Origin of the sequence: Amycolatopsis camponoti (assembly GCF_902497555.1) — a bacterium.
GTDB lineage: Bacteria > Actinomycetota > Actinomycetes > Mycobacteriales > Pseudonocardiaceae > Amycolatopsis > Amycolatopsis camponoti.
Map to the genome: position 1 here is coordinate 1652544 of NZ_CABVGP010000003.1, position 12164 is coordinate 1664707.

The 12164-nt window shown below is 71.7% G+C and carries 10 protein-coding genes; 9 read left to right on the top strand and 1 reads right to left on the bottom strand.

Going from position 1 to position 12164, the window contains the following annotated elements; all coding sequences use genetic code 11:
• Nucleotides 1–23 precede the first annotated feature (23 nt).
• The 5 genes from AA23TX_RS44545 (at nt 24) to AA23TX_RS44565 (ending at nt 5303) form a co-directional block, all read left to right on the top strand.
• Nucleotides 24–1568 carry a fatty acyl-AMP ligase gene (locus AA23TX_RS44545; protein ID WP_155548900.1) on the top strand — a complete coding sequence of 515 codons (1545 nt, stop codon included), beginning with the start codon at nt 24–26 and terminating at the stop codon, nt 1566–1568.
• Nucleotides 1561–1821: an acyl carrier protein gene (locus AA23TX_RS44550; protein ID WP_155548901.1), complete on the top strand. Its 261-nt coding sequence runs from the start codon at nt 1561–1563 to the stop codon at nt 1819–1821. The genes AA23TX_RS44545 and AA23TX_RS44550 overlap by 8 nt, the downstream gene beginning before the upstream one ends.
• 143 nt (nt 1822–1964) lie before the next feature.
• Nucleotides 1965–2276 (top strand): hypothetical protein, encoded by a 312-nt coding sequence (locus AA23TX_RS44555; RefSeq protein ID WP_230863081.1) that lies wholly within the window; start codon nt 1965–1967, stop codon nt 2274–2276.
• Nucleotides 2276–4825 carry a WXG100 family type VII secretion target gene (locus tag AA23TX_RS50620; protein ID WP_155548902.1) on the top strand — a complete coding sequence of 850 codons (2550 nt, stop codon included), beginning with the start codon at nt 2276–2278 and terminating at the stop codon, nt 4823–4825. Before AA23TX_RS44555 ends, AA23TX_RS50620 begins: the two co-directional genes overlap by 1 nt.
• 19 nt (nt 4826–4844) lie before the next feature.
• Nucleotides 4845–5303 (top strand): hypothetical protein, encoded by a 459-nt coding sequence (locus AA23TX_RS44565; RefSeq protein ID WP_155548903.1) that lies wholly within the window; start codon nt 4845–4847, stop codon nt 5301–5303.
• A gap of 42 nt (nt 5304–5345) precedes the next feature.
• Here the strand turns inward: AA23TX_RS44565 and AA23TX_RS44570 are convergent, their stop codons facing one another.
• Nucleotides 5346–6170: a dienelactone hydrolase family protein gene (locus AA23TX_RS44570; protein ID WP_155548904.1), complete on the bottom strand. Its 825-nt coding sequence runs from the start codon at nt 6168–6170 to the stop codon at nt 5346–5348.
• Nucleotides 6171–6532: 362 nt separating this feature from the next.
• On the opposite strand from AA23TX_RS44570, the gene glmS reads away from it, so the two are divergent.
• The 4 genes from glmS to xylB are packed head-to-tail and all read left to right on the top strand — an operon-like array spanning nt 6533 to nt 12164.
• Nucleotides 6533–8392 carry a glutamine--fructose-6-phosphate transaminase (isomerizing) gene (glmS, locus tag AA23TX_RS44575; protein ID WP_155548905.1) on the top strand — a complete coding sequence of 620 codons (1860 nt, stop codon included), beginning with the start codon at nt 6533–6535 and terminating at the stop codon, nt 8390–8392.
• Nucleotides 8393–8414: 22 nt separating this feature from the next.
• The gene (locus tag AA23TX_RS44580) at nt 8415–9854 is read left to right on the top strand and encodes an NAD(P)H-hydrate dehydratase (RefSeq protein WP_155548906.1); all 1440 of its coding nucleotides are present in this window, start codon (nt 8415–8417) and stop codon (nt 9852–9854) included.
• Between the two features lie 56 nt (nt 9855–9910).
• Entirely contained in the window at nt 9911–10744 is an 834-nt protein-coding gene (locus tag AA23TX_RS44585; protein WP_155548907.1) for a DeoR/GlpR family DNA-binding transcription regulator, read from the top strand.
• The gene (gene xylB / locus AA23TX_RS44590; protein ID WP_155548908.1) at nt 10734–12164 is read left to right on the top strand and encodes a xylulokinase; all 1431 of its coding nucleotides are present in this window, start codon (nt 10734–10736) and stop codon (nt 12162–12164) included. The genes AA23TX_RS44585 and xylB overlap by 11 nt, the downstream gene beginning before the upstream one ends.

Consider the following 12164-nt stretch of genomic DNA (forward strand, 5'->3'; position numbering starts at 1 on the left):
CCACGGTAGGGCAGGATGAGGCCGTGCCGCCCGCAGATGTCCCGGAAGAGGTCCTGACCACGCCGTTCACGGACTACCTGCGCCGCAACGCCGCCCACGATCGTCCCGCGTTCACCTGCCGCACCTTCCCCGGTCCGGCCGACCACACCCTGAGCTGGCCCGAGGTGCTCGACCGCGTCCGGGGCGTCGCGCGTGAGCTGCGGCGCCGCACGCGGCCGGGGGACCGGGTGGCGATCGTCGCCCGCCAGGACCTCGGGTACGTCGTCGCCTTCCTCGGCACGCTCTACGCCGGTCGCGTCGCCGTCCCGCTGTCCGTCCCGACCGGCCGGACCGGCCGCGCCCGGATCGAGTCCGCCTTCGCGGACGCCACCCCGGCGGCCTGCCTGACCTCGAAGGACCTCCTGGACAAGATCCCGCCGGTCTTCGCGCTGGCCGTCGAGGACATCGCGCCCGACGCCGCCGAGCCGCCCGCCGAGGTGGCGATGACCGACCCGGCGTACCTGCAGTACACGTCGGGCTCGACGCGCCGGCCGGCCGGCGCCGTGATCTCGCACCGGGCGCTCGTGGCCGCCTGCTGGCAGACCACCGAGTGCTACCACGCCGACGCGTCGACCCATCTCGCCGGCTGGGTGCCGTTCTTCCACGACATGGGTCTCGTGCTGCTCATCGGCACCCCCGTCTTCCTCGGCGCGCACTCGGTGTTCTTCACGCCGATGGAGTTCGTGCGCGACCCGCTGCGCTGGATCCGGCTGCTCGCCGAGCACCCCGGCGCGATCACCGCCGCACCGAACTTCGCTTTCGACCTGGCCGCGGAGGCCGCCGGAGAGCTGGAAGACGTCGACCTCTCGCACGTCAACTCGGTCCTCAACGGCAGCGAGCCGGTCCGCGCGGCCAGCGTCGAGGCCTTCGACCGCGCCTTCACGCCGTTCGGGCTGCCGCGCGCGGCGCACAAGCCCTGCTACGGCCTGGCCGAGGCGACGGTGTTCGTCACGAGCGCGGGCGACGAAGGCCCGACGGTCACGGCGTTCGGCCGCGGCGAGCTGGTGTCCGTGGGGCGGCCGTACGGCCAGCGGATCCGCATTGTCGACAAGGAGATCTGGGTGTCCGGTCCCAACGTCGCCGACGGCTACTGGGGCGATCCGGACCGCGGGGACACCTTCACCGCAGACGGCTGGCTCCGCACCGGCGACCTCGGCTTCCTCCACGACGGCCTGCTGTACGTCACCGGGCGGCTCAAGGACCTGATCATCGTCGACGGCCGCAACCACCACCCGCAGGACATCGAAGCCACCGTCGAGGCCGCGCACCCGCGCGTCCGGGCCGGGCGCGTCGCCGCGTTCGCGGTGCGGGACGGCCACGGCGAGGGTGTCGCGGTCGTGGCCGGCTGCGCGGCGCCGGACGCCGACGTCGAGACGGCCGTGCGGCGGGCCGTCTCCGCGGGCCACGACCTGCCGCTGCGTGCCCTGTGGCTGGTTCCGCCGGGAGCGGTGCCGCGGACCTCCAGCGGCAAGGTGTCCCGCGCCGCCGCCCGCGACCGCTGGTGGGGCGAGAATGGGCCCCATGACTGACGCGGGCGAGTACACCGACGAGATCAGGAAGATCGTCTGCACCGCGTTGCAGCTCCCGCTCGAGCGGCTGACCGACACGACGCCGTTCGACGACATCGGCATGACGTCCCGGCAGCGCGTCCAGCTGCTCGCCCGGGTCGAGGTGCGCTACGGCGTCTCCGTCGACCTGGACGAGCTCGACCGGCTGGTGGACGTCCGCGGCGTCGCCGAAGTCATTTCCGAAGCGATCGCCGCGCAGCACCCGACCGGGTGAGTGCACTTGGGCAAAGCCCAGGTCGGCCGCTCGGCCGAACGCTAGACTCTGTGTGCATCCGCGACGGCACCGAACGGCGTCCGGGTGCGTCACAGTCCTGACACCCGGAACAGGGGCTGTGGATCGAAGGGGGAAAGCCGAGCATGCCGAACGGTTACGAAGCGAGTTCCGAGGCGATGACGCGGGCGCAGATCCGCCTCAACGACGTCGCGGACGACCCGGCCGCCGAGGCCAAGAAGGTCGCGCCCACCGAAATCGCGCAGGCGGACTTCGGCCGGGTCCACGGTGATGGCTACGGCAAGTACAAATCCGGGATCGACGAGATCGGCGCGGGCATGACCGGGCTGTCCAACGCGCTGATGAACCTCGGCAGCGGGATCGGGACCGCCGGCTCCAAGTACACCGCGCAGGAGTCGAACGCCGGCGCACAGGCGAACGCGGCGGGGAGCAAGTAATGGCGGACTGGGCGGAAATCAAGAAGGTCCTCGACGACCCGAACGTCTCCATGGACAAGAAGTCCGCGCTCATGGAGGCGTACGACAAGGCGACCTGGAACTTCAACGACGAAGAAGAGAAGTACGCCAAGGAATACATCGACGGGTATTCCGACCGGAACTGGCTGACGACCCCGCTCGCGCCGTCCGGATCCGATGACGACGTCGACAACGCGCTCAAGGAAGCCCAGCAGGACGGGGCGGCGAAGGGCAAGGAACAACAGGCCCAGACCGACCGCAAGAACACGGCGAAGAAGAACCTCGACGGAATCGCTGCGCCGACGCTGGGGGCCGGCGCGAAGACCTCCGACGAAATGCTCGACCAGGGCAACATCACGGTCGACTTCCTCGTCCTGTGGACCGACGAGATCTGGAACAAGATCAAGGGCGGGTCCGGCCACATCGACTCTCAGAAGGACCTCAAGGACAAGTTCCACGAGAACCGCGGGATCCAGTTCCAGAAGTTCCTCACCGAGGCCGACGACCTCGCCAAGGCGCACAAGGTCGTCGAAGACACGCTGAGCAAGAGCGACACCGAGCTCCAGACCCTCTTCGGGGAGTGGAAGGGCAAGGGCGCGAACGCGGCGGAGATCAAGTACGACGAGACGATCAAGCCGCACGCCAAGGAGCTCTCGCAGCAGATCGACGGCGCCGCGAAGCTGATCCCGCAGACCGTGACGCACGTCTACGACGCCGTCAAGAAGAAGGTCGACGAGGTCCTGCAGCTGCACCGCACGACGGTCGCGCAGGCCGACATCAACATGGCCAAGGACGTCCTCAAGATCGCCAACGGCGAGACCGAGGAGTTCGACGACTTCATGAAGGTCGCCGGCTGGGTCGACGCCGTCAACGCGAAGAACGGCAACCAGACGAACCTCGCCGAGCGGCTGCAGAACGACGACTGCGGCTTCAACGACGAGAACAAGGAGTACGGCCGCAACGTCTGCCGCTACTGGCGCGACGGCGCGTTCGCGACCGAGTACCAGGGCCTGATCAACGCCTTCAACGGCTCCTGCAAGTCCGCCAAGGACACGATCGACCAGCAGTTCGGCGCGCTCGAGCGGTACATGGACGGCTACCGCAACCAGCTCACCGAGGCCAAGGGCACGGACACCGGCGGCACGGACAAGGGCAAGGAGAACACCGGCGGCCCCGGCAAGAACGACAACGGCGGCGGGACCGGCGGCGGCACGGGCGGTGGCACCGGGGGTGGCACGGGCGGCGGTACCGGCGGGGGCGGCACGACGCCGTCGGCGGCCGAGCCCCCCGCGGCCGCGGACCCGGCGAAGCCCGAGGACGGCAAGAACCCGATCACCGGGAAGCCCCTCGAGATGGACCCGGACACCGGCAAGCCGTACCCGATCGACCCGACGACCGGTGAAGCCATCAAGAACACCGACGACACCGACACGGTGTCGGTCAAGAAGGGCGACAACACGATCGAGATGTCCGAGCCCGACAAGCAGGGCAAGCAGGACATCTCCGTGGACGACGGCCACGGCAACAAGAAGGACTACCACCTCGACTGGGGTGACGACGACAAGGCCGAAGCGGGCAAGGACGGCAAGGACGGCGCCAAGGCCGCCGACGGCAGCTTCGGTCCGCAGGGCTCGCAGCAGGCCGTCAAGGACGGGCAGCCCTCGGCCGACGGCAGCTACAAGCCGGGTCCCGACGGCAAGATCCACATCAAGGACGGCAACCTCGAGATCACGGCCGAGCGGCCGGAGGGCCCGGACGGCCCGACGATCGTGACCGTCGACGACGGCAAGGGCGAGCCGACGACGTACACGCTCGACGAGAAGGACGACCCCAAGGCGAGCGACCTCAAGACCGGCCCGGCGTCGGCGACCGACGGCACCGGGTCCGCGATCCGGCACGACGCGGACGCCGAGTCGCCGCTGACGAAGGACCCGTCGCCGCCCAACCCCGACCCGGCGTTCACGCAGGGTGCGGCGGCCGGCGCGGGCGGGGGCGGCTTCACCGCCCCGGGTGGCCAGGACTTCTCCGGCGACTTCGGCGGCGGCAGCGGTGTCGGCGCGGAGCCGGCGGTGGCCGTGGCCGACGCGGGTGCCGGCGGTGACTCCGGCGTGGCCGGCGGTGGTGGCGGCGACTCGACGACCACGGCCGGGGCGAGCGACTTCGGGTCCGCCGTCACGGGCGGCGGGTCGGCGGACTTCGCCGGTGCCGTGTCGCTGGATCCCGGTGCGCAGACGGGCAGCGACGCGTCGATGCCGATGTCCGACGGTGGCGGTCTCGGCGCGACCCCGGTCGACCCGGGCGGCCACCAGGCCGCCGCCGCGAGCTCGTCCGGCGGGATGAGCGGCATGGGTGGCATGGGCATGATGGGCGGGATGGGCGGCGCCCCGGGTGGCGGTGGCGGCGGCGACCAGCAGCGCGGGCCCAGCCAGTACCGCATCGAGGGCGGCGTCTTCGAGACGAGCGGGGCCAAGGGCCGGATCAGCGGCTCGCTGGACGACGAGGGTGACCGTTCGATCCGGTACGACCGGTGACCAGGGGCGAGGAGGGGCGATGAGCAGCGCCGAAGAGCGGTATCGCGCGGCGATCTCGACGATGGACGCCGCGGCGCGCGAGCAGGACGAGCAGCGGGGGCTGCGCGAACGCCGGGTCGCGGAGGCCGAGAAGCAGGCCCGCGAAGGGCTGAAGAACGAGCTCGCCGCCGCGCAGAAGTACGCCGAGCACATGGACGAGCTCACCAAGCGCAAGGAGAGCGCGGGCGGCTGGGCGACGGAGAAGACGCTGGCCGACAAGGGCCGCGAGTCCCTGATGGAGTTCGGCGTCGAGGACGAGGAAGCGGACACCGGCCGCACGCCGTACCCGACGCCGAGCTACGGCACCCCGCTGCCCGCGGCGGCGGCGCCCCGGCCCGAGCCCGTGCCGGAACCGGCCCCGGAGCCGTCGAAGCGGGGGCGGCACGCGCGTCAGATCGAGGACGAGGACGACTTCTCCAGCACGAGCTGGCTGGTCTGAGTTTCTTCGAAAGGGCCCGGCTCCGGCCGGGCCCTTTCCGCGTCAGTGCGCGGGTTCTTCTTCGCGCTCGATGGGGGCGCGCTTGACGTCGGCCTCCAGCAGCGCCCGGTACTTGTCCGTGCCGGTGAGGTGCGTCAGGAAGAACGCCGTGAACAGGGCACGCGTGAGCTGCTGCGTCTTGCGGTGCGGCTTGCCGTGCATGATCAGCTGCGACCAGTGCCGTCCCTCGGTGACGCCCAGGTGGGTCGACTTGCCGAGGGTGCGCAGCTGGACGTCTTCGCCGCCCCAGGCGTTCGTGATGGCCTCGGCGTGCCCGATCTTCGGGGCGACGAGGTCCTCTTCGGCGGCGAGGTGCAGCCCGGGGACGGTGATGGCCTTCGCCGACTCGGTGGCCGGCGGCAGCGTCTGGGCGGCGGTGATGGTCGCGACCGCCTTGATCCGCGGGTGCTCGGACTGCGCGTCCTGAGCCGCGGCGAGGACGGCGGAGCCGCCCCCGGTGGAGTGCCCGGCGAGGCCGAGCTTGGCCGGGTCGACGCTGATGCCGTCCGGCCCGAGCCGCACGGTCGTGACGACGTCGAGGGTGGTCATCAGGTCGGCGGCGAGCAACCGGTGCGACGGCAGCGGACCCCGCTGGGTAGCGGGCGCGGCGGCGACGATGCCCCAGCTGGCGAGGTGGTGCAGCAGCTGCCGGTACCGATCGGGCGGCTGCAGCCACCCGTGCCCGAAGGCAAGAGCGGGCAACCCGAGCCCGGCACCTGGTGTGTAGACGACGCCGGGCAGCCCGACCAGGGCAAGGTTGCCCCGGAGAACCTCGTGCGGACCCGGGTGCGTCAACTCCGCGAGCAGCTGCTTGGGCTTGCTGGCCATGCCCGGAACCCTAGCGCCCGACCCCCGGCACGGCGCGCCCGCCGCACCGACGATCAGCCGGCGTACCGGACGGCCCGGCCCGCCAGAAGCAGCACAGGCACCAGACTCAGCCACCCAGACCTCCCCGCAACCCCGATCCGAAGCCCGAACACGGACGGGAGTACCGGGTCAAGGCATCTTTCCCGCCTTGACGCGGTGCTGCCGTCCGTAGTCACAATCAGGCTTCGGGGTGGCGGACCAACAGCCCCCACGTGTGAGTGACAAAGCATTGGTCCGGACCATCGGGCGCAACATTCACGCAGGTAAAACCCACTTTCCAGACCCAGTCAACCCGCTGAATATCCCTCGTTAGGCTGGTGCTCGTGTGTGGAATCGTGGGATATGTCGGGCACCGCCCGGCTCTGGACGTCGTCCTCGGCGGGCTCCGTCGCATGGAGTACCGCGGTTACGACTCGGCCGGGATCGCCGTGCTGGACGGCGGGGAGCTGACCGTCGAGCGCAAGGCCGGCCGGCTCGCCAACCTGGAAGCCGAGCTCGACAAGGTCGGCCGGGAGAGCATCACCGGCACCGCCGGCATGGGCCACACCCGCTGGGCCACCCACGGCGCGCCGATCGACCGGAACTCGCACCCGCACCGCGACGCCTCGCAGCGCGTCGCCGTCGTGCACAACGGCATCATCGAGAACTTCGCCGCCCTTCGCGCCGAGCTCGAAGCCGACGGCGTCGAGATGGCCAGCGACACCGACAGCGAGACCGCCGCGCACCTCGTCGCCCGCGCCTACACCGAAGGCGACACCAAGGGTGACCTGGCCGCGAGCGTCGCCGCCGTCTGCCGACGGCTCGAAGGCGCCTTCACCCTGGTGGTGACGCACGCCGACCAGCCGGACACGATCGTGGCCGCGCGCCGGTCGTCGCCGCTGGTCGTCGGGGTCGGGGAGGGCGAGCACTTCGTCGCCTCCGACGTCGCCGCGTTCATCGAGCACACCCGCGAGGCCGTCGAGCTGGGCCAGGACCAGCTCGTCGTCATCACCCGCGAGGGCTACGAGGTCACCGACTTCCACGGCGACGCCGCCCAGGCCAAGCCGTTCACCGTCGACTGGGACCTCTCCGCCGCCGAAAAGGGCGGCCACGAGTACTTCATGCTCAAGGAGATCGAGGAGCAGCCCGAGGCGCTCGCGAACACCCTTCGCGGGCACTTCGAGTCCGGCCGGATCATCCTCGACGAGCAGCGCATCTCCGACCAGGACCTGCGCGACGTCGACAAGGTCTTCGTCGTCGCCTGCGGTTCGGCCTACCACTCCGGCCTGGTCGCCAAGTACGCCATCGAGCACTGGACACGGCTGCCGGTCGAGGTCGAGCTGGCCTCGGAGTTCCGCTACCGCGACCCGGTCCTCGACCGCGACACGCTGGTCGTCGCCGTCTCCCAGTCCGGCGAGACGGCGGACACGCTCGAAGCCGTCCGGCACGCGCGCGAGCAGAAGGCGCGCGTCCTGGCCGTCTGCAACACCAACGGCGCGCAGATCCCGCGCGAGTCCGACGCCGTGCTCTACACGCACGCCGGGCCCGAGATCGGCGTCGCCTCGACCAAGGCGTTCCTCGCCCAGATCGCGGCCAACTACCTGGTCGGCCTGGCGCTGGCGCAGGCCCGCGGCACGAAGTACCCGGACGAGGTCGCCCGCGAGTTCGCCGAGCTGGAGGCCATGCCCGCGGCCGTCCAGAAGGTGCTGTCCACTGTGGACCAGGTGCGCGACCTCGGCCGCCGGATCGCCGACTCGAAGGCGATCCTGTTCCTCGGCCGCCACGTCGGGTTCCCGGTCGCCCTCGAAGGCGCGCTCAAGCTCAAGGAACTCGCGTACATGCACGCCGAGGGCTTCGCGGCCGGCGAGCTGAAGCACGGCCCGATCGCGCTGATCGAAGAGGGCCTGCCGGTCGTCGTCGTGATGCCGTCGCCCAAGGGCCGTGCGGTGCTGCACTCGAAGCTGGTGTCGAACATCAGCGAGATCCAGGCGCGCGGCGCCCGCACGATCGTGATCGCCGAAGAGGGCGACGAGACGGTCCGGCCGTTCGCGGACGAGCTCATCGAGGTCCCCGCGGTGCCGACACTGCTGCAGCCGCTGGTGTCCACGGTGCCGCTGCAGGTGCTGGCCGCGGAGATCGCCCGCGCCCGCGGGTACGACGTCGACAAGCCGCGTAACCTGGCGAAGTCCGTGACTGTTGAATAACACAGCGTAGAGAGGCTCCGCCGTGCAGGGAATCTGGACCACGGAACGGATTCGCGAGGCGGAGGGGCGGGCGTTCGCCGTGACGCCCGAAGGCGAGTTGATGCGCCGAGCGTCCTTCGGGCTCTCGGTGCAGCTGGCGGACTTCCTCGGAGACCACACCGGTGCGGTCTCCGGCCGCCGGGTCGTGCTGCTGGTCGGCTCGGGCGACAACGGCGGCGACGCGCTCTGGGCCGGGGCTTTCCTGCGCCGACGCGGGGTCGCCGTCACGGCGATCCTGCTCAAGCCCGAGAAGGCGCACCCCGCCGGTCTCGAGGCACTGAAGCGGGCCGGCGGCCGGATCGTGTCCCCCGAGGACGGTCCACAGTGGATCGCGAAGGCCGACGTCGTGGTCGACGGCATCATCGGGATCTCCGGCAAAGGCGGTCTGCGTCCGGATGCGGCCCGGCTCGTCGAGCTGGTCGAGGCGCCGATCGTCGCCGTCGACCTGCCCAGCGGCGTCGACCCGGACACCGGCGCCGTCGACGGCCCGGCGGTGAAGGCGGCCCGCACGGTGACGTTCGGTGCGCTCAAGCCGGTGCACGCGTTGGCGCCCACCCACTGCGGCGAGGTCGTGCTGGTCGACATCGGCCTCGAGCTGGCCGACCCCGACCTGCGGCGGCTCGACATCGTGGACGTCGCCGCGGCTTGGCCGGTGCCCGGGCCCGAAGACGACAAGTACAGCCAGGGCGTGGTCGGAATCGCGGCGGGCTCGGCGACCTACCCGGGCGCGGCGGTGCTGGCGGCGGGTTCGGCGGTGCGCGCGACGGCGGGCCTGGTGCGCTACGCGGGCCACGCGGCCGACGTCGTCCGGTCGCAGTGGCCGGAGATCATCGCGACGGGCACGGTCGCGGACGCCGGGCGCGTCCAGGCGTGGGCGGTCGGACCGGGCATCGGCACCGGCTCCGAGGGGCGTGACGTGCTGCGGCACGTGCTCGGCCAGGGCGTCCCGGTCTGCGCGGACGCCGACGCGACGACGATCATCGCGAAGTCCCCGGAGGTCCTGGACGCCCGTGACCCGGACACACCGCTGGTGCTGACCCCGCACGCGGGCGAGTACGAGCGCCTGATGGGCCGTAAGCCCGGCGCGGACCGGGTGGCGGCAGCGCGCGAAGCGGCGAAGAAGTACGACGCGGTCGTGCTGCTGAAGGGGCACGTCACGGTGATCGCGGCTCCGGACGGCCGGGTCGCGGTCAACACCCCGCGTGGGGCCTGGCTGGCGACGGCGGGCTCGGGCGACGTGCTGTCGGGCCTGGTGGGCGCCCTGCTGGCGGCGGGCCTGGACCCCTGGCTGGCGGCCGCGGCGGCGGCCCACGTGCATTCGCTGGCGGGCGCGATCGCGGCCCAGAACGCCCCGACGTCGGCGTCGGGCCTGGTCCACGCGATCCCGGAGGCGATCCGCGCGATCCGCTCGCTGACGTCCTGAGAAGACTTATCGAGTTCTCTGTTAACTCCGGGCGCTAAATCTGGTAAGAATGCCGTGTGAGCGGCGGCACAGCACCTGGAGACCGGAAGACCCGGCCGTCCGATGCCGTCGTCGAACAGCGGCGGCAGGACATCCTCGACCACGTCATCGAGCAGGGCGAGGCCCGCATCGACGACCTGACGACGAGGTTCCGGGTCAGCCTGATGACCATGCACCGCGACCTCGACGACCTCGCCGAGCGCCGTCTCCTGCGCAAGCTGCGCGGCAAGGTCGAGGCCTACCCGGCCCTCACCATCGAGACCGCCGCCCGCTTCCGAGACACCCTTCACCACGGTGAGAAAGAGGCCCTCGGCGAAGCGGCCGCGAACCACGTCCAGCCCGGCCAGACCGTCTTCGTCGACGACTCCACCACGCTCCTCCCGCTGGTCAAGCGCCTCGCCGAGATCGACGCCCTCACCGTCGTCACGAACTCGCTGCACGCCGCCCGGCTGCTCGGCTCGAAGGTCGACGTCGTACTGGCGGGCGGCCGGTACTCGCCCGAGTACGACTCCTGCTCCGGCCCCGAGGTCCTGAACCTGCTCGACTCCCTCCGCGCCGACGTCTCGTTCGTCTCGGTCACCGCCGTCGCCGTCGGGCGGCTGTTCCACCCCGACCGCGACTACGCCGAGCTGAAGAAGGCGGCGCTGCGGGTCGCGAACCGGACGGTCCTCGTCGTCGACCACTCGAAGTTCGGCCGCACCGCCACCTACGGGCACGGCGACGTCGGCGACTACGACCTGCTGATCACCGGCGAAACCACGCCGACCGAGGAGATCGAGGCCGCGCTCAACGCCGGTACCGCGATCGAGATCGTCGAACACGTCGCAGAGGGGCAGCCCTATGACAGCTGAGCTGGTCGCCGGCATCGACTCGTCCACGCAGTCGACCAAGGTCGTCGTGTGCGACGCCGAAACCGGCGAGATCGTCCGCACCGGCCGCGCGCCGCACCCCGAGGGCACCGAGGTCGACCCCGCCGCCTGGTGGGACGCCTTCGGTGAAGCCACGAAGGGCCTGCTCGACGACGTCAAGGCCATCGGCGTCGGCGGTCAGCAGCACGGCATGGTCACCCTCGACGAGGACGACGAGGTCGTCCGCCCCGCGCTGCTGTGGAACGACACCCGCTCCGCGCAGTCGGCGCTCGACCTCATCGACGAGCTCGGCGGGCCGTCGGTCTGGGCGAAGTCGGTCGGCTCGGTGCCGGTCGCCAGCTTCACCGTCACGAAGCTGCGCTGGCTGGCCGACCACGAGCCGGAGCTCGCCGACCGCGTCGCCCGCGTGCTGCTCCCGCACGACTGGCTGACCTGGAAGCTCACCGGCGGCGCCCCGGTCACCGACCGCGGCGACGCGTCCGGCACCGGGTACTTCTCGCCGTCCGACAACGCCTACCGCCTCGACGTCCTGGCCCACGCCTTCGGCGGCCGGACGCCGGAGCTGCCCACCGTCCTCGGCCCGGCCGACACCGCCGGCCACACCCCGGACGGAGTGCTCGTCTCCGCGGGCACGGGCGACAACATGGCCGCCGCCCTCGCGCTCGAGCTGCAGCCGGGCGACGTCGTCGTCTCGCTGGGCACCAGCGGGACCGTGTTCGGCGTCGCCGAAACCGGCGCGGCCGACGCGTCCGGCGAGGTGGCCGGGTTCGCCGACGCCACCGGCCGGTTCCTGCCGCTCGCCTGCACGCTCAACGCCGCGCGCGTCCTCACCGCGACGGCGGCCATGCTCGGCGCGACGCTGAGCGAGTTCGACCGGCTGGCGCTGCGGGCCGAGCCCGGCGCCGGCGGCCTGACCTTCCTGCCCTACCTCGACGGCGAGCGCACCCCGAACCTGCCCGGCGCGACCGGCTCGCTGACCGGGCTGACCAGGGTGAACATGACCCCGGAGAACCTCGCGCGCAGCGCCGTCGAAGGCATGCTCTGCGGCCTCGCCGCCGGCCTCGACGCGGTGCGCGCGCACGGCCTCGACGTCGGCCGCGTGCTGCTGATCGGCGGGGGCGCGCAGTCGGCCGCCGTCCGCGCGGTCGCACCGCTGGTGTTCGGCGTGCCCGTGCAGCTGCCCGACGTCGCCGAGTACGTCGCCATCGGCGCGGCGCGGCAGGCGGCCTGGGCCCTGACTTCCAGTGCGGAACCCCCGTCCTGGCAGGAAAACACGAAAGCCCGGCTCGAGCTGGACGAGCCGACCGAGGCGCAGCGCGCCGAGGGCCACCGGATCCAGCAGCGCCACCTCGAAGCCCGCGAAGCGGCGTACGGGGTCCGGCGGAATCTCGGAGAGGACTGA